The organism is Burkholderia singularis (assembly GCF_001718875.1).
Taxonomy (GTDB): domain Bacteria; phylum Pseudomonadota; class Gammaproteobacteria; order Burkholderiales; family Burkholderiaceae; genus Burkholderia; species Burkholderia singularis.
Genome location: NZ_CP013449.1, coordinates 2,014,843 through 2,032,387 on the forward strand (window position 1 = coordinate 2,014,843; position 17,545 = coordinate 2,032,387).

General features: G+C 67.2%; 12 protein-coding genes. 5 read left to right on the forward strand and 7 right to left on the reverse strand.

All coding sequences use genetic code 11. The annotated features are described in order from the left end of the window. Nucleotides 1-208 precede the first annotated feature (208 nt). The 3 genes from AQ611_RS24190 to phaZ all read left to right on the forward strand — a co-directional run bounded on the left by AQ611_RS24190 (nucleotide 209) and on the right by phaZ (nucleotide 3,474). On the forward strand, nucleotides 209-1,123 hold the full coding sequence (locus AQ611_RS24190; RefSeq protein WP_059512573.1) for a LysR family transcriptional regulator: 915 nt from the start codon (nucleotides 209-211) through the stop codon (nucleotides 1,121-1,123). A 522-nt stretch (nucleotides 1,124-1,645) separates the two neighbouring features. Beyond that, nucleotides 1,646-2,086 (forward strand): SRPBCC family protein, encoded by a 441-nt coding sequence (locus AQ611_RS24195; RefSeq protein ID WP_059512831.1) that lies wholly within the window; start codon nucleotides 1,646-1,648, stop codon nucleotides 2,084-2,086. Nucleotides 2,087-2,235: 149 nt separating this feature from the next. Further along, a complete protein-coding gene (phaZ, locus tag AQ611_RS24200) occupies nucleotides 2,236-3,474 on the forward strand; it encodes a polyhydroxyalkanoate depolymerase (RefSeq protein WP_069236329.1) in 1,239 nt (412 codons plus the stop codon). 206 nt (nucleotides 3,475-3,680) lie between these two features. Here phaZ and AQ611_RS24205 read toward each other — a convergent pair whose 3' ends face one another. Then, nucleotides 3,681-6,215: a penicillin-binding protein 1A gene (locus AQ611_RS24205; RefSeq protein WP_069236504.1), complete on the reverse strand. Its 2,535-nt coding sequence runs from the start codon at nucleotides 6,213-6,215 to the stop codon at nucleotides 3,681-3,683. Between the two features lie 62 nt (nucleotides 6,216-6,277). After that, nucleotides 6,278-6,529 carry a hypothetical protein gene (locus tag AQ611_RS25980; protein WP_146011754.1) on the reverse strand — a complete coding sequence of 84 codons (252 nt, stop codon included), beginning with the start codon at nucleotides 6,527-6,529 and terminating at the stop codon, nucleotides 6,278-6,280. Between the two features lie 291 nt (nucleotides 6,530-6,820). Here AQ611_RS25980 and AQ611_RS24210 point away from each other — a divergent pair, with 291 nt between their 5' ends. Next, nucleotides 6,821-8,791, forward strand: coding sequence for an alpha-galactosidase (locus AQ611_RS24210; RefSeq protein WP_069236330.1), 1,971 nt, complete (start codon nucleotides 6,821-6,823; stop codon nucleotides 8,789-8,791). A 25-nt stretch (nucleotides 8,792-8,816) separates the two neighbouring features. Here AQ611_RS24210 and AQ611_RS24215 read toward each other — a convergent pair whose 3' ends face one another. The 4 genes from AQ611_RS24215 to AQ611_RS25985 form a co-directional block, all read right to left on the reverse strand. After that, a complete protein-coding gene (locus AQ611_RS24215) occupies nucleotides 8,817-10,385 on the reverse strand; it encodes a thioredoxin family protein (protein ID WP_069236331.1) in 1,569 nt (522 codons plus the stop codon). Nucleotides 10,386-10,584: 199 nt separating this feature from the next. Beyond that, nucleotides 10,585-11,760, reverse strand: coding sequence for a porin (locus tag AQ611_RS24220; protein ID WP_059512565.1), 1,176 nt, complete (start codon nucleotides 11,758-11,760; stop codon nucleotides 10,585-10,587). A gap of 203 nt (nucleotides 11,761-11,963) precedes the next feature. Beyond that, nucleotides 11,964-13,541 carry an amidase gene (locus AQ611_RS24225; RefSeq protein WP_069236332.1) on the reverse strand — a complete coding sequence of 526 codons (1,578 nt, stop codon included), beginning with the start codon at nucleotides 13,539-13,541 and terminating at the stop codon, nucleotides 11,964-11,966. Further along, entirely contained in the window at nucleotides 13,538-13,867 is a 330-nt protein-coding gene (locus tag AQ611_RS25985; protein ID WP_146011755.1) for a hypothetical protein, read from the reverse strand. Before AQ611_RS25985 ends, AQ611_RS24225 begins: the two co-directional genes overlap by 4 nt. An 18-nt stretch (nucleotides 13,868-13,885) precedes the next feature. Between AQ611_RS25985 and AQ611_RS25990 the strand changes: the two genes are divergently transcribed. Beyond that, the gene (locus AQ611_RS25990) at nucleotides 13,886-14,209 is read left to right on the forward strand and encodes a hypothetical protein (protein WP_059512559.1); all 324 of its coding nucleotides are present in this window, start codon (nucleotides 13,886-13,888) and stop codon (nucleotides 14,207-14,209) included. A gap of 82 nt (nucleotides 14,210-14,291) precedes the next feature. Here the strand turns inward: AQ611_RS25990 and AQ611_RS24235 are convergent, their stop codons facing one another. After that, a complete protein-coding gene (locus tag AQ611_RS24235; RefSeq protein WP_082711679.1) occupies nucleotides 14,292-17,486 on the reverse strand; it encodes a multidrug efflux RND transporter permease subunit in 3,195 nt (1,064 codons plus the stop codon). Between the last annotated feature and the right edge of the window lie 59 nt (nucleotides 17,487-17,545).

Genomic DNA, 17,545 nt, shown 5'->3' on the forward strand with positions numbered 1-17,545 from the left:
CAGGCAGCACGATCCCATCCACGACGCCGGCCCTCCGAACCAATGCGAGCGCCCGCTTTCGATAGCGATCTGCTGCCTCGTATGGCCCGTATTAGTATCGACAGGCGCATCGCCGCGCCCGGTCGTTTCGGCTCATTATCGCCATACTGTATGATCACAGCGACAGCAACTTTAGTGCACAGGCGTTGCCTGTTGAGGCAACATGCTTATGGATCAATCGTTCCAGGTCAATTTGAGCCGCCTGCGATATTTCCAGGCCATTCTCGAGCACGGGTCGATCCGCTCTGCCGCCGAACGGCTGAACACCGCGCCGTCCGTGGTCAGCCGGCAATTGCACCTGCTCGAAAGCGAAATCGGCACGCCGCTGTTCGACCGCCGGCACCACGGCATGATCGCAACCGAAGCGGCCGATCTGCTACTTGAATATGCACATACATACAGAATCGGACTAGAGCAATTCCACGAATCGTTGCATGGCGAATTGCGCGGCCGCATTGAGATCGCACTGACGATCGGCTATGTCGAAAGTCTGATGGATTCGGTCGTCGCCGATTTCCTGAACCGGCACCCGCACGTATCTATCGAGCTGAACGTGCGTACGGCAAACGGCGTGGTGGACGACGTGGTGCGCAAGCGCGCCCATATCGGACTCACGTACAACCCGTCGCTGCCGCCAGGCATTCGCGAATGCCTGAGCGTGTCGCACCCGACCTTTCTTGCCGTCGCCCCCGACCATCCGCTCACGCGCCACAACGGGCCGCTCGAGATGCGCGACGCCGTCCGCTACCCGCTCGCGATGATGCCCGCACCGCATTTCGGCGTCGGTCAGATTGTCTATACCGTCGCGCACGCGGAAAACATTCCGCTCGCGCCGCGATTCGTCACGAACTCCCCGGCCGCACTGCGGCGCTTCGTCCGTTCGGGCGACGGCGTCGCGTTTCTGACGCATCTACTGATCGCCGACGATCTCGACGAGGGCAAGATCATCGCGCTGCGCATGCGCAACCCGCTGTTCAATTCGCCATGCGGAAAAGTAATCGTGCATGGTGAGCGCCCACTACCACGAGCGGCAGCCGAAATCCTGACGCACATTCAACGCGACTTGCCGTCATTCAAACAGTAGGCGCGCACCGCATGCGCCGTTCCCGCCGTCATCGAGATCAGCGAGCGCGCTGCTGAGCGCAAGCCTGCCCCGCAGAGCGCTTAGCAGTGCCACCCCGTCGCGACGCTCTCGCGGCACATCAACGGCACATCCATATCAGCGTGGACAACGGCCGGACTTCGTCGATCGCCAATGGAGCGTCCTCAGTGGACACAACGCGTTGCGCTGCCCCGGCACGCTTGCGTGAGCCCGGCGCCAACGCCTCGCGGCAAGCGGGCCGCACGCCGGGCGCACGCTGGCCAATCCGGCCGCACGGATATCCGGCGAACGTCATATGCATATGAATGGAAAGCCCGTGTGCGGCACAACGTTCCCGGCAAAGGGCAGGCGCGTTGCCGCCGCGCTTGCCGTTGTCGTTGTCGAAGCCAACACAACGCCACGCACGTAATTACCCTAGTTGATGATTACATCAATCAATGTCACATTTTTCGAAGGCGCATACCGATCGGCGCCGTCTTCTTCCCTCCGACACGCGAGCGTCCCATGACACGACAACGGATAGAAATCTCCGAGGAATTCGATGCGCCGGTTCAGCACGTCTTCCGCTTCTTCAGCGAACACGAGAATCTGGCCTCGCTGTTCAAGCCGGCAAGTGTGCGCCGGATCAGCGATGGCGAAGCGGCCCGCAACGGCGTGGGCTCCGCTCGCGAAATGCGCGTGCCGGGCGCGCCGCCGTTCGTCGAAACCGTCACCGGTTATCAGGAAAATCGACTGATCGAGTATCGGATCACGCGCGGCAGCCCATTGCGCGACCATCTCGGCGTGATGCGATTCGTGCCGATCGACGATCAGCGCACGTATTTTCACTATGTGATCACGTTCGGCGGCAAGGTGCCGTTCGTCGCGCCGATCATTCGGCACGTTCTCGAAAAAAGCGTCCGCCGGGGCATCGCGCAAGCACGAACCCGCTATCTGCACGCATAAAGCGCAAGCGAATCGTCCGGGATTGCGCCGCCGCTCCTGGTCATGCGGCGCAGGCCGGCCTATGCTGAACTGAAGCCGTTGCGCCACGCCATCGCGCAGCGCACGCCCGTTTTGCCGCCAGATCCCGATCCGCCAGGAGATCCCTTTCGATGCTGTACGCGTGGCTCGAAATGCAACGCGAATTCGCCCGCACATGCCAGCCCTGGGCGGGCGCCGCGCAGCGCGCGGGCTGGCTCGCGCGCGCGCCGGGCTGGCCGACCTGGGGGCCGATGGCCCGCGCCGCCGATGCCATTGCCGCGCCACCGCCGTTCGGGATCGATGCGCTCGTTTCCGGCCACGCCGGAATCGCCATTGCGGTACAGGAGCGGATCGTCGACCACACGCCGTTCTGCACGCTGCGCCAGTTCGTGCGCCAAACCGCCGGCACGACAGCCGCCCGCGCGCCGATCCTGCTCTGCACGCCGCTTGCCGGACATCATGCTGTCATGTTTCGTGAAACGGTCGAGATGCTGCTGGCCGCACACGATGTCTACATCACCGACTGGCACAACGCGCGCGACGTCCCGCCCGAGGCCGGCGCATTCAGCCTCGACGACTATGTGCACACGCTCGAACGCTTCATCGTCGCCGCGCAAACGCAAGCGCACGAGCTGCATGTGATGGCGGTCTGCCAGGCGACCGTACCCGCGCTCGCGGCCGCCGCGCTGCTCGCCGCGCGCGGCATCCACTTGGCGAGCATCACCCTGCTTGGCGGCCCGATCGACACGCGAGAGCACCCCACCCCCATCGATCGCTTCGCGCTCAGCCATGATCTCGATTGGTTCCGCCGCACCGTGATCGACACGGTGCCGCCGCCATATGCAGGCGCGGGACGGCGCGTGTATCCGGGCTTCATCCAGCATGCGGCGATTGTCGCCGCGCATCCGCACCGGCGCATCGCACTCGAAAGCCGCTACTGGGCAGCGTGGCTGACGGGCGATCTGGCCAGCGCGGCATGCTGCATGCGCGAAATGAACGAATACGGCGCAGTGCTCGACATGACCGAGCGCTATTTTCTCGACACGATCCGTGTGATCTTTCACGAGCGGCTGCTCGCCGACGGGCGCTGGTCGGTGGGCGGGCGGCGCGTCGAGCCGCGGCAGCTCACGCGCACGCCGCTCTGCACGGTCGAAGGCACCCTCGACGACGTCGCGGGCCCCGGCCAAACCCACGCTGCACAACGCCTGTGCGATGCATTGCCCGAGGCCGCGCGCGAGCGCATCACCGCACCGGACTGCGATCACTACGATCTGTTCGTCGGGCCGCGCTGGCGGCAGTCGATCTATCCGGCGCTGGACGCGTTTTGGACGCGCGTCGAAACGGCCCATGCGCGCGGCACGCTCCATTGATCGTCCCGATCGCCACGCGCTTTGCATCTCTCCCCGTGCGACGGTGTTCGAATCGACTGGCGGCGGTAACGCACACCGGCGGGCGCACGAGCGTAGCGCACGCGCATGCGCGGCGCACGCCTTACTGCACGCGCCTCACCGCGCGCCGGCGGCGTCGGTCCGCCGGCCGAGTGGGCCGACACCACCGATAAGCCGCGTCAGCCCTCTCAATTGCCCCCCGGCGCGCTCGCGGCGGGCGCATCGGGCGTCGGCGTCGGCGAAATCGGTTCTTCGCCGCTCGGCAGCCCGCGCGCCGCATCGGCGGCCGGGTGCTGCGCGGGCAGCAGCAGGGCTTCCCCGGTCGAAGAAGCGAGCGGCACTGCCGGCGTAACGGCCGATGCCGCGTTCGCCGCCGACGCGGGTACATCCGCGCCGCTCGCCAACGCCGCAGCGGACGCGGCGGACGGCATGGCTTCAGACGCAGCCGCCGGCGCCTGTTCCGGCTCCTCCCCTTCAGCCGCCGGCGCGCGCGCGGGCGGCGGCGCGGGCAGCGGCGCCTCCTCGTTGCGCGGCTGCGCTTTGTCGAACAGATAGCGATACCAATCGCGCAGCTTGTCGCGGAACGTCTCGAACGCGCTGGGCTGCGCCTGCGTGGCAAAGCGTTCGCGCGCATCGATGATCCGCGCGCGCAGCGCGCGCTGATAGAACTCGCCGACGATCGGCAGCGCGCTGCGCGCCCCCTGCCCCCAATCGCTGCCGAGCGTCACGCGGCCGTCGTCGAAACCGACCCACGCGCCCGCGACCATCTGCGGCTGCATCAGGATGAACCAGCCGTCGGTATCGCCTTGCGTCGTGCCGGTCTTGCCCGCGACATCCGCACGAATCCCGAAGCGCGTGCGGATTGCCGAGCCGGTGCCGCGCGCGATCACACCGCGCATCACGTCGATCAGCGTGCGCGCGGCCGACGCGTCGAGCGCGCGTTCGGGCGACGCGCTCGCGAACTCGGCAAGCACGTTGCCGTGGCGATCCTCGATGCGCGTGACCATTCGCGGCTCGACATATTCGCCGACGTTCGCGATCGTCGCATACGCGGACACCATTTCCTTCAACGTGACGGGGCTCGTGCCGAGCGCGAGCGACGGCACGGCTTCGAGCGCGCTGTCGCGCACGCCCATCGCGCGCGCGAGCCGCGCGACCTTTGCCGGACCTACTTTCATCATCAGTTGCGCGGTGATCCGGTTGCGCGAATACGCGATCGCGTCGCGCAGCGTCATCGGCTTGCCCGTGGGCGGCGCGTCGTCGTCCGGCCGCCAGATCTCGCCGCCCTTCAAAGGAATCTCGACGGGCTGATCGACGAACGTGTCGTCGGGCGTCGCGCCTGCCGCGAACGCCGCACCGTAGACGAACGGCTTGAACGTCGAGCCCGGCTGCCGCCGCGCCTGCTGCACATGATCGAACGGCTCGGACGCGAAATCGCGGCTGCCGACCCACGCGGCGATCTGCCCGTTGCGCGGATCGATCGCGACGAAGCCGGCCTGCACGTCGGCCTTCGCGCGGCACAGCGCGCGCGTGAACGCGCGGTCCGCGAGCAGATGCTTGAGCGCGGCTTCGTCGGTCGCGCCGCCGTCCAGCGCCGCGCGGAATTCCGGCGTCTCGCGCACAAATGCACGGAACAACGGGCTACCGCTCGCGCAGCCGCTGCCGGCGTTCCACATGCCGTTCGCGATCCGCTGCAACTGGCTGGTCTGCCGCGCGAGCGCCTGCGTCGCGTAAGCCTGCAGCCGCGAATCGATCGTCGTGCGCACGACGAGGCCATCCGAGTAGATGTTGTAGTCGTTGCGGTCGGCCCATGCGATCAGCCATTTGCGCAACTGCTGCGCGAAATGCGGCGCGGGGCCGGGCGGCTCTTTTTGCCGCTCGAAGTCGATGCGCAGCGGCTTCTTCGCCAGCGACGCATACACGGCAGGCGACAGCTTTCCGTACTTCACCATCTGCGCCAGCACCGTGTTGCGCCGCGCGAGCGCGCGCTCGGGGTTGAGCACCGGGTTGTAATAGCTGTTGCCTTTGAGCATGCCGACGAGCGTCGCGGCGTCGAGCGCGTCGAGCTGGTCCGCCGATTTGTCGAAATACGTGCGCGCCGCCATCTCGACGCCATAGGCGTTGTACAGGAACGGCACCGTGTTCAGATAGGTCTCGAGGATCTGCTCCTTGCTATAGACCGCCTCGATTTTCAGCGCGGTGATCGCTTCCTTCAGCTTGCGCGTAAGCGTCGGCGCGCGGCCGATCTCGTCCGGATACAGATTGCGCGCAAGCTGCTGCGTGATCGTCGAGCCGCCTTGGCGATCGCCGGAGAACGTGCGCAGCGCGGCGCCCGCCGTGCGCCGCCAGTCGAGGCCGTGATGCTGGTAGAAGCGGTGATCCTCGGTGGCGATCAGCGCGTCGACCACCTTCGGCGAAATGCCCGGCAACGGCACCCATTCGCGGTTCGACGGCTTGAATTCCGCGAGCAACTTGCCGTCGGCGGACAGGATCTGCGCGGGCGCGTCCACGCGCGCCTTGCGGATGTCGCCGATGCCCGGCGTGAACGGAATCAGCGCAAGCACGTACAGCACGAAAAGCGCCGGAACGGCGGCGACGGCCAGCGCGACGCCGCGCCGCGTGGGATGGCGCAAACGCACCAGCATGGCGGCGGCAAGCGGCTTGGCCGCGGCAGACCAGGCCGCAAAACGGCCGGCAAGAGACGAGAAAATTCGGCGGTTCACGCAGCGGGGCGAACGAATGAGAAAGCGTGAATCGTACCAAACACGAAACGGCGCGCCGCGCGTCACCGTGGCCGATGAGCCGCGCAATCGCGCCGTTCGATCGCGTGATCGGGCCACATATGCAAAACATCAATCCGCCGAGATGCAATCACCGCGTCCGGCCTCGGCATAGTCAACGAACATCCCGGCATTTCACCGCCTGAGGGTTTCAACGCGTTTTCCGCGAGCACCACCCCCGCGTCAGCGATCGGGCGGCGGACGTCGGGGATGCTCGCGCGGTTCGCTTCGACACCATCATGGCTTCCCATCAGCATTCGGCCGCTCGATCGCAAAATCATCAAGACAATGATCGATGCCCTACCAAACGCACAAACCTTTGAAACGCGCTTGAACGCTGCCTTATAGTTATTTGCGACGAGGCTTCGCACAAAGGAAGCCGGATTAACAGCCACCAGGAGACAACCATGCGCTTAGCCCGCATAAAAAATACTGCCGGTGCATGGTCGACGGTGCTGACCATCGGCCTATGCGGTGTTGTCAGCGTGTCCTGCGCAACACCGCCATCTGCCGCCGCGCCGGGCCGAACCGCGCATGTCGCGGCGCCGATGGGCTGGTCATCGTGGAACAGCCTCGAGGAGAACGTCAGCTTCGACACGATCAAGGCTCAAGCGGACGGCATGGTCAGGCTGAACCGCGCGATCGAATCCGGCGCGAAATACGAGTACGTGAACATCGACGAGGGCTGGTGGACGTCCGGACAGCGCGACGCGAACGGTAATTTCATCGTCGATACGCGGCAATGGCCGGGCGGCATGCGGGCAATCGCGCAATACATTCACAGCCAGGGCCTGAAGGCCGGTATCTATATCGACGCCGGTCCGCTCGGCTGCGGCTTTCGCCGCGACGGCACGCGATTCGTCGGCAGCGACGTCGCACACTATCGAACCGATTTCCTGCAGTTCGCGCAATGGGGTTTCGATTTCGTGAAGGTCGATTTCTGCGGCGGCCGCGACGCCGGCTACGATCCGCAGCAGGCATACACGGCGATTGCCGCCGCGATCGACGAAGCCTACGCGAAAACCGGCCAGCGGCTCACGCTCAGCATCTGCGACTGGGGGACGATCGGCAGCGACCGCGCATTTCCCGACTACAACCGGGGCCCTTGGGACTGGGCGCCCGGCGTCGGCCGAATGTGGCGCACCACCGACGACATCTACAAACACGACATCGGCGCGACGCAATTTGCCCGCGTGATCCGCAATTTCAACGGCAACGATTGGCCCGAGGCGCAGCACACCGGCTACTACAACGATCCCGACATGATGATCGCCGGCATGGGCATGTCGGCCACGCAAGATCGCGCGCACGTGAGCCTGTGGGCGATCGCCGGCGCGCCGCTGATTCTCGGCAACGATCTGTCGAAGCCGCTCGCCGCCGATACGCTGGGCCTGCTGACCAACCCCGAAGTCATCGCAATCGATCAAGATCCGCTCGGGCTGCAAGGGCTGAAGGTCGCACAATCCCGCGACGGCACGCGGCAGGTGTGGGCGAAGCTGCTGGCGGGCAACGGGCAGCGCGCGGTCGTCCTGTTCAACAACTCGAACACCGATGCGCCGATGACGTTCACCTGGACGCAGCTCGGCCTCGCGCCCGCCGAACGCGCCACAGTGCGCGACGTGTGGGCGCGCCAGGATCTCGGCGTCGCGACGCAGTCGTACACCGTACCGCTCGTGCCGGCCGGCGGCGCGGTCATGCTGCGCGTCGATGGGCGCGACGCCACGGGGGAATCCGAGCGGCCGGATGCATTCGGCGGCGGCATCGATGAATCGCGCATGCACTGCAACTCATGCGACGACGGCGAAGACAACGCATCGCAGCGGCACAGGCATGCCACGATCCGCGCGCACGTCAAATCTCACACCACGGGCGGCTATATCGAAATCGACTATGCAAATCCGCACAATGAAACGCGGTACGCGCAGCTCGCCGTCAACGGCGGCACTCCGACGACACTCGCGTTCGAGCCGACCTCTGGCGCGGCGCGCACCGGCGCCGTCATCGTCTATGCGGGCCTGAAGCCGGGGATGAATCAGATCGCGTTATCGAATGTCGACACGACGAAACCCATGCCCGGCATCCGCTCGGTCGCGTCGGTCGCCGGTCCGGTTCGCCTGCCCGCGGCCCGCCCGGCCTACGAGGCCGCCGCGCACGCGAACACGCTTGCGGGCGCGGCCCGCGTGCAAGTGTGCGCGGGATGCGCAAGCGGACAGGCCGTCGGACAACTCGGCAACGGCGGGACGCTGACGATCAATCGGCTCGCGGTGCCGGCTGATGGCGCTTATAGCGTACAGATCGTTTTCGTAAACGGAGACAGCGTCGACCGTGTCGCGCAAATCAGCTTCAACGGCGCCGCGCCCGTGCCCGTCACGTTCCCGACCACGGGCAATTGGGCCACGCCGTCGACGCTCACCGTCCACGGCGTGTTGCGCGCGGGCCGCGCCAACACGCTGACGTTCTCGAATCCGTCCGCGCCCGCGCCCGCCATCAACGGCATCGACATATCGGCGCCGCAATAAAGGCGGCGGCAGAGCCTGATGCGCGTCAAGCCTTCGCAGGCTTGATCAGGCTCTCGCAAGCGCCGACTTGCGGATCGCCGGCCGGCAGCTTGCCGCACACGCCCTCGAACTGCTTGACGACCGCCTGCACCGTCGCCTCGTGCGCGCCGCCCTGATGCCAGCGCACCAACTGCGTGACGAGCCGCGTCAGCGCGCGCTTGTTCGCGCCGTAGAACGCGTTGCGCGTCTGGCCCGCCTGCGTCAGCACGTCGTTGGCAATCTGCCTGATGCGCGCAGCATCGTCCGGCGCAAGATCGACGGCATTCGCGAAATAGGCCGCGCCCCAACGCAGCCGCGTCGCCGGACCGCTCGCCGCATCGTAGGCCTTGCGATACCAGTCGAGCGCGGCGGCCTTGTCGCCACGCGCCTTCGCGTTGGCCGCCAGCCCCGACATGAAGAAGTACGGCGTCGGCGAACGGGGCAGTTCCGCCTTGAGCAGCGCGTCGGCCGCGTCGAACTGGCGGGCGTCGGTCAGCGTCGCGGCCGCTTCGCTGACGACCGCCTGCCGCGCATAAACATTCGTCGATTCGCCAACGGCCGCCGAAGTCTGCCGCCGCACTGCATCGGCAAGCGCGGCGGGCAGCGGCGCGCCCGGTTTCGCGTCGAGCCGCGCGAGCAGCACGCGGCCATGCAGCGCCATGGTCCGGTCGATTGCCGCAAGCGACTTATCCGTCGACAGCCGCGCGAGCGCCGCATCGAACTGCTTCGCGAGCGCCGCGCGCTTGCCCGCGTCGTCACCGGCGAGGTATTTGACGACGTCGTCCGGCGCGGCGATCAACACGTCGTAATCGCTGCGCGCGAGCTTCGGATCGCCCAGCGCATCGCGTACCGCGTTCGCGCCCGCCGCCTTGTCGATGTCGCCTTGCTGCGGCGGTTCGCCCGTTGCCGCCGACACCACCGATTTCAATTCCAGCCGCAGCGCTTCAGCGCTCGCGCGGTCCGCGCGCGCGTGCCGCGCGAGCGTTTGCAGCGTCGTCGCGACGCGCTCGGGCGGCACCGGCAGGTCGCCGTCGGTATCCCACGAGTAATCGGCCAGCACCCGCCATTCGTCGGGCGACACATGCGCGCCGTCCTTCAGCGCCGCGGCAAGCGTTTGTTTAAACGGATGCGCGGCGTTCAGCCCGATCGACAGCGCCTGCATGTAACGGTCGAGATCGACCTCGCCCGGCAGCCGCGTGACTTCAGTGCCGTCCGGCCGGAACAGGATCATCGTCGGATAGCCGCGCACCTTGAAGCGCTCGCCGATCTTCTGCGCGTTCTCGCTGTCGCCGTCGAGATAGACCGGCACGAAGAACGACGAGCGCGCCTTGAACGCCTGCTGGCTGAAAATCGTCGATTTCACCTGGTTGCACGACGGGCACCACACCGCGCCCCAATAGAGAAACAACGGCTTGTTCGTGCGTTTGGCTTGCGCGAACGCCGCATCGACATCGCCTTGCTGCCACGCGATGCCGGGCGGCAGATGCTCGGGGGCGTGCGGCGCGTCGGCCGCGAAACACGCGCTCGCGGCGGCCAGGAGCAGCGACGCGGTCAGCTTTCCAATCGCAGTTTTCATCGATGAGCGTCCTGTTTGTGATGATGGGTGGATTCACGCGTGCGCCGCGACAGCGCAACGCGCCCGACTGTTCCTCGTCGCGAGCCGCCGCGCGGCGTGGCCGCGAGAGGAAGGTATTTCATGCGGCCGCGCGCCGGGCTGCCGCAGGCGCGCGAAACGCCCCGGCGCAAGCAGCGAACGCCGGGCGATTCAGTCCGGCTTAAAACTTGTGCCGGATGCCGACGATCGCGAGTTCCTGCGTATCGGTGCCGGAATTCGCGCCATACGAGCCGACCGACGCCTGCGCGTCGATCACCGCGCCATTCGCGCCGATCGTCCTGCCGCTCGCCTTCTGGTAGCCGAACAGCGCGTACAGATCGGTGCGCTTGGACAGCGCGTAATCGGCGCCCAGATTCACCTGATGATAATGCGCGGAAGCCGGTCCTGTCAGCGACGTATAGCTGTAGCCGACGCCGGTGGTCAATGCCGGCGTGAACCGGTAGTTGAAGAATCCCGAGCCGCTGTTGAATTTCGCGGTACTGCCGAACGCCGACAGCGAATCGCGGCCGTATTGCGTGTTCGAGTAAGCGAGGCCGAACGTCGCCGCGCCGAGTACGTATTGGCCGGCAGCGCGCACGCTCTTGATCGACTTCGCGCTCGCGAAGCCCTGGTTGATCACGGTGTTGAACAGCGTGTCCGAGCTGCCCGTCCACGTGCGCACGCCGTTGTTCGCGCTCGTGCCGCCGTCCGCGTACAAATAGCCCGCGCCAAGCGATAGCGGGCCGTTCGTGTACGCCGCCGCGAAACTGTACGTGCGGCCGCTGCCGGTCGCTCCCGCGACGCCGCCGAAGCCGTACAGCGCCTCGAACTGCAGGCCCGACCACAGCGGGCTCACGTACTTCACCGAGTTGCTCACGCGCAGGCTGTTGTCGTAGTTGTCGAGGTCGCCCGGCGTCGCGAACACGCCGCCGAAATAATTGTCCTCGGTGAGCCCTTGCACGAGATCGACGACCGGATCGTACTGGCGGCCGAGCGTCACCGTGCCCCACGTGCTGCTCGTCAACCCGACGATCGCCTTGCGCCCGAACTCGCGGTTACCGCTTTGCACACCGTTGCCGATGTTGAAGCCGTTTTCCAGTTGAAACACCGCCGCGAGGCCGCCGCCTAAATCTTCGCTGCCTTTCAGCCCCCAGCGGCTGCCCGACAGATTGCCGCTGCTGAATTTCACGAGCGTCGACTGGTTGCGGCCATTCGCGTCCTGCGCATTGTGCACATAGGCGATGCCGGCATCGACGATCCCGTACAGCGTGACGCTGCTTTGCGCGTGCGCGGCGGCCGGCAAAAGGAGGCCGGCGGGCAGCGCGAGCGCTGCCGCGAGTTGCTTGGTTCGCTTCATTTGATTGTCCTCGTCCGTAGGCGTGTTTTTAAAATCCGGAAACGATACGGGACAACGAACGCGATGGGAAACCAATTAATTCTGCGATGTTTATGAAGCGAATGTCCGGCACGTGGAGCCGGGTAAACGCGGGCGGCGCCGCGCGGCGCGACGGCGGGGCGCGCCCGGCGTCCACGGCGTGCCGCACGACGCCGCATACCGCTTCACGCATCGAGTGGCGGAATATTCGACCGCTCGACATAGCGCGGCTCCTGCCGCCACTGCGTGGCCTGCTCGAACGCATAGCCGAGCGCGAGCAAACGCGCCTCGCCCCACGGCGCGCCGACGAACGACAAACCAACCGGCAACCCGCGCACGAGGCCGGCCGGCACCGTCAGATGCGGAAAACCCGCGACTGCGGCGGGCGTCGAGAAATCGCCGCCGCCGCTATCGCCGTTGACAAGATCGGTCAGCCACGCCGTACCGCCCGTCGGCGCGACGATCGCATCGAGCCGATGCTTGCGCAACACGCGCGCGAGCCCGTCGGCGCGTGCGCGGCGGCCGCAACGAATCAGCGCGCGACGATAAGCGGCGCTGTCGAGGCCGCCTGCGGCCTGCGCGCGAATCAGCGTTTCCTGGCCGAAGTACGGCATCTCCTTCGCGCGATGCGCGTCGTTGAACGCGATCACGTCGGCAAGCGTGCGCACCGGCGCATCCGGCGCGAACGCGCGCAGCCATAGCGGCAGATCGTGTTTGAACTCGCAAAGCAACACGGTCAGCTCGTCGTCCTGATAGTCGACCTTCTTCAGATCGACCGGATCGACGACCACCGCGCCCAGCTTCACCACCTCGGCAATCGCGCGCTCGATCTGGGTATCGACTTCGTCATGCCCGGTGAAATACTCACGTGCGACGCCGATGCGCGCGCCGCGCAGGGCATCCGGATCGAGCGCGCCCACATAGTCGGCAGGCGGCGGCGCATTCGCCGTCGCGGAATCGTTCGCGTCGCTGCCGGCGAGCGCGGTGAGCAATAGCGCGGCGTCGCGGACCGTGCGCGTGATCGGCCCGGCCGTATCCTGCGTATGCGACAGCGGCACGATTCCGTCGCGGCTCACGCGCCCGAGCGTCGGCTTCAGGCCGACGCAGCCATTGATCGACGCCGGCGACACGATCGAGCCGTCGGTCTCGGTGCCGACTGCCATCGGCACGAGGCCGGCCGCGACCGCAGCGGCCGAACCCGAGCTTGAGCCGCTCGCGTTCCGGTCGAGCGCGTAAGGATTGCGTGTCAGGCCGCCGCGGCCGCTCCAGCCGCTGGTGGAGCGCGTCGAGCGGAAGTTCGCCCATTCGCTCAGATTGGTTTTTGCGACGATCACCGCGCCCGCGCGACGCAACCGCGCGACGAGTTGCGCGTCGCGCGCCGCACGCACGCCGTCGAGCGCGAGCGAGCCGGCGGTGGTCGCCATCCGGTCGCCTGTCGCGATATTGTCCTTCAGCGCGACGGCGACGCCGTGCAGCGGGCCGCGCACCGTGCCGGCGGCCCGCTCGGTGTCGAGCGTTCGCGCGATTGCTTCGGCGTCGGGATTCAGTTCGATGATCGCGTTCACGCACGGGCCGTCGCGGTCGATACGCGCGATGCGCTCGAGCGCATCGTGCACCGACTGGGTCGCGCTCGCCGCCGCGCCGGATGCGCCAGCAGCGGGAGTACGGTCAGGCGGCGCTGAAATCGCGGCATGCGCGCTATCGAAAGCGTGCGGCATCGCAGTCAGCGCGCCGAGCGTGTGGAGAAAGTGACGTCGTTTCATATGGAGCGTTCCGTCTTCAGTTGAGCCGCAGCACGGGCAAAAGAGCGGTTCAGGAGGTCGTCGCCCGCGTGGCGCGAGCCGCGCCGACAGGGCCGCGTCGTGTCGGCTGGCATGCGTGCTCCGAGCACCAGAGTCTGACGGCGTCTGTCCCAGCGACGGTTTACAGCGACCTGCACGGTGAACTTCGGTGCCGAATCGCGATCCTTACATCTCGCGTTGGCGTTGGCGTTGGCGTTGGCGTTGGCGTTGGCGTCGGCGTCGGCGTCGGCGCGACGGCCAAGCCCGTTGCGTCCTGCGCGAAATCGTCTCCCGTTCATCCAGGTCATTATCATCTTAAGGATTCAATGAAGAAAGTCATCTCCGGTATCGCACTTGTCGCCGTCGTCGGCTGGCTCGCCGCAACGACCACTGTGCTGCACGCGCCGAGCGAGCGCCCTTGCACCGATGCGTGGTTCGACCAAGTCGACCAGCAGCTCGCGATCACCGACGACGCCGGGCACGGCCCCGATCCGGGCAGCAGCGAATGGCTGAGCGCGACCGAGCGCCGCATGCAACTGCCGGCAAACGATCAATTGACCACGCAGGCGCGCTGCGACGCGATCCAGCATGCGCTTGCCAGCCGCACGACGATCGTCAACCGGCATCTCGGCCTGAAATTCACGCTTTGACCGGGCGGCCGCGCGCCCGGCGCAGCCAAGCCCGCTGCGCCGGGCCGAGCGCGCGACGCGCAACCGCAGCGCGCGCGGTACGTCAATCGTTCGCCGTCACGCCGCGTCCGCGCGGCTCGGCCGGCTGAACCGCCGCATCCGGCCCGCCGGCGCACGTGCCGGCGGCCTGCGTCCCGCGCCGCCTGAGCGATGCGATCACGTAAAACGCCACCGGCGCGAAGACAAGCCCAAACACCGTCGCCGCCAACACCCCGCCGAACGCGCCCGTGCCAATCGAGCGCCGGCTCTCGGCACCCGCCCCCGTCGCGATCACGAGCGGCACGACGCCCAGCAAAAACGCCATCGACGTCATCACGATCGGCCGGAAACGCGCCGTGGCCGCATCGAGCACCGCATCGCGCAGCGGCATGCCGCGCGCGTGAAGATCGCGCGCGAACTGCACGATCAGGATCGCGTTCTTCGCCGACAGCCCGATCACCGTGATCATCCCGACCTTGAAATACACGTCGTTCGGCATGCCGCGCGCCAGCGCAGCCGCAATCGCGCCAATCGCGCCGAGCGGCACGATCGCCAGCACCGACAGCGGAATCGTCCAGCTCTCGTACAGCGCGGCAAGCGCCATGAACACCGCAAGCACCGACAGGCCGATCAACAGCGGCGTCTGCCGCGCGGCCAGCCGCTCCTCGCGCGCCGCGTCGACCCAGTCGTAGCCGATGCCGGCCGGCAGCGCCGCCGCGAGCCGCTCCATCTCGGCCATCGCCGCGCCCGAGCTGTAGCCGTCGGCCGCGCGGCCGTTGATGTCGAGCGACGGATAACCGTTATAGCGGTTCAGCATCACGGGGCCGACTTCCCAATGCGGTGTCGCGATGGCCGACAGCGGCACCATGTCGCCCGTGCGGTTCGGCACCATCAGCTTCATCAGTTGATCGTCGGTGCTGCGCGAACCCGCGTCGGCCTCGATGATCACGCGCCGCATCCGGCCCGCCGACGGATAGTCGTCGATATAGTTCGAGCCGAACGTGCCGCCGAGCAAGCCCGAGATCCGCTCGAACGGCACGCCGAGCGCATAGGCCTTCGCGCGATCGATGTCGAGTTCGACGCGCGGCGCGTCGGGCAGATCCTCCGAGCGGACCGACGCCAGCACCGGGCTCGCCTTCGCCCGCTCGAACAGCTTGGCGCGCGCCGCCTTCAGCGCCGCGAGGCCGACGCCGCCGCGATCCTCCAGCCGGAACGTGAAGCCGTCCGAATGGCCGATGCCAGGCACCGACGGCGGCAGCGACGCCTGCACGTCGCCGTCGAGAATCCGGGCGAACGCGCCGTTCAAGCGGTCGCGCAGCGCCATTGCGTCGACGTCGCGCGTGGCCCAGTCCTTCAGTTCGACAAACGCCATTCCGACGTTCTGCCCGCTGCCAGCGAAACTCCAGCCGATCACGCTCGTCACGTTCGAAATCGCCGGCTCGCCGTGCAAGATCCGCTCGACGCGCTCGACGATCGCCATCGTGCGCGACTGCGTCGCGCCGGCGGGCAGTTGGATCATCACCTGTAGCTGACCTTGATCCTCGGTCGGCAAAAAGCCGCCCGGCAACGACCAGTACAGCAGCGCGCACACGGCGACGAGCGCCGCATAAACCGCGACCACGGCGCCGACGCGCCGCATCGTGCGCACGACGACGCCGCGATAGCCGGCCTCGGCGCGCGCGAAGCCGGCCGCAAAGCGCTGCGCGGCCCACGCGCCCATGCCGCGCCGGCGCGCGCCGCCGGCCGGCGTGCGGGGCGGCGCCGGCTTGAGCAGATTCGCGCACAGCGCGGGCGTCAGCGACAGCGCCATGAACGACGACACCAGCATCGACGCGATCATCGCCACCGCGAACTGCCGGTAGATTCCGCCGACGCCGCCTGGAAAGAACGCCATCGGCACGAACACGGCGGTCAGCACCGCGGTCACGCCGACGATCGCCCCGCCGATGCGCTGCATCGCGCGGCGCGTCGCCTCGCGCGGCGGCACGCGTTCATCCTCCATCACGCGATGCACGCTTTCGACGACGACGATCGCATCGTCCACCAGAATGCCGATCGCCAGCACGAGCCCGAACATCGTGAACACGTTGATCGACAGCCCGAACAGCCACATCGCGCAGAACGCGCCCATCAGCGTGACCGGGATCACGACGGTCGGCACGAGCGTATAGCGCAACTCGCGCAGAAACAGCCACATCACGCAGAACACCAGCACGATCGCCTCGACGAGCGTGAGCACGACCTCGTCGATCGCGATGCCGACGAAATGCGCGCCGTCGTATGGAATCTCGACCGCGACGCCCGGCGGCAGCGTCTTCGACAATTCGGCGATACGCGCGCGAATCGCGTTCGACGTCTCGAGCGCGTTGCCGCGCGGGCCAAGCTGGATGCCGACCGTCGCCGCCTGCCTGCCGTTCAGCCGCGACCAGAACGAGTAATCGGAGCGGCCGACCTCCACGCGCGCGACGTCGGCCACATGCACGGCCGAGCCGTCGGGTTTCGATTTCAGCACGATCCGGCCGAACTCGGCCGGCGACACGAGCTGCCCCTTGACGATCACCGAAGCGGTGAGCTGCTGGCCGTTCGCGGCCGGCGCGTCGCCGATCGAGCCCGCCGTCACCGCCGCGTTCTGCGCGGCAACGGCGCTGATCACGTCATCCGCGCCGAGCCCGTATTCGCGCAGCTTCGACGGATCGAGCCAGATCCGCAGCGCCTCGCCCGAATCCCACAGCTCGGCCGAGCCGACGCCCGGCGCGCGCTTGAGTTCGCGCAGCAGGTAGCGGTCCAGATAGTCGCCGAGTTGCGCGGAATTGCGCGAGCCGTCGGTCGACGTCAGCGTGACGAGCATCAGGAACGTGTTCGCCGCCTTGAACACGCCGATGCCTTGCTGAACCACCTGCTGCGGCAGCCGCTGCTCGACCTGCTTCAGGCGGTTCTGCACGTCGACGAGCGCGATATCCGGATTCGCGCCGGGCGCGAACGTCACGTCGATTTCGAGGTTGCCGAGATTGTCGCTGTTCGTCTGGTAATAGAGCAGGTTGTCCGCACCGTCGAGGCTCTCCTCGATGATGCTGCCGACGTCGCTGTCGATCGTCTCCGACGACGCGCCCGGATAGCTCGCGTTGATCACGATGCGCGGCGGCGCGAGACGCGGATACTGCGCGACGGGAAGCTGCGGAATCGCCAGCACGCCCGCGATGACGATCGCAAACGCGACGATCCACGCGAAAACCGGGCGATCGATGAAAAAAGACGGCATGCGTTGGCAAGTGTCAATGCGACGCGCGCGGCGGCGCGGCCCACGCGCCGGCTGGCCGC

Excerpts from the sequence above, each read along its gene's own strand:
- AQ611_RS25985 (WP_146011755.1), bottom strand. The coding sequence starts at position 13,867 with ATGACCTGGATGAACGGGAGACGATTTCGCGCAGGACGCAACGGGCTT.
- AQ611_RS25980 (WP_146011754.1), bottom strand. The coding sequence starts at position 6,529 with ATGCTGATGGGAAGCCATGATGGTGTCGAAGCGAACCGCGCGAGCATC.
- phaZ (WP_069236329.1), top strand. The coding sequence starts at position 2,236 with ATGCTGTACGCGTGGCTCGAAATGCAACGCGAATTCGCCCGCACATGC.
- AQ611_RS24195 (WP_059512831.1), top strand. The coding sequence starts at position 1,646 with ATGACACGACAACGGATAGAAATCTCCGAGGAATTCGATGCGCCGGTT.
- AQ611_RS24235 (WP_082711679.1), bottom strand. The coding sequence starts at position 17,486 with ATGCCGTCTTTTTTCATCGATCGCCCGGTTTTCGCGTGGATCGTCGCG.
- AQ611_RS25990 (WP_059512559.1), top strand. The coding sequence starts at position 13,886 with ATGAAGAAAGTCATCTCCGGTATCGCACTTGTCGCCGTCGTCGGCTGG.
- AQ611_RS24220 (WP_059512565.1), bottom strand. The coding sequence starts at position 11,760 with ATGAAGCGAACCAAGCAACTCGCGGCAGCGCTCGCGCTGCCCGCCGGC.
- AQ611_RS24190 (WP_059512573.1), top strand. The coding sequence starts at position 209 with ATGGATCAATCGTTCCAGGTCAATTTGAGCCGCCTGCGATATTTCCAG.
- AQ611_RS24210 (WP_069236330.1), top strand. The coding sequence starts at position 6,821 with ATGGGCTGGTCATCGTGGAACAGCCTCGAGGAGAACGTCAGCTTCGAC.
- AQ611_RS24225 (WP_069236332.1), bottom strand. The coding sequence starts at position 13,541 with ATGAAACGACGTCACTTTCTCCACACGCTCGGCGCGCTGACTGCGATG.
- AQ611_RS24215 (WP_069236331.1), bottom strand. The coding sequence starts at position 10,385 with ATGAAAACTGCGATTGGAAAGCTGACCGCGTCGCTGCTCCTGGCCGCC.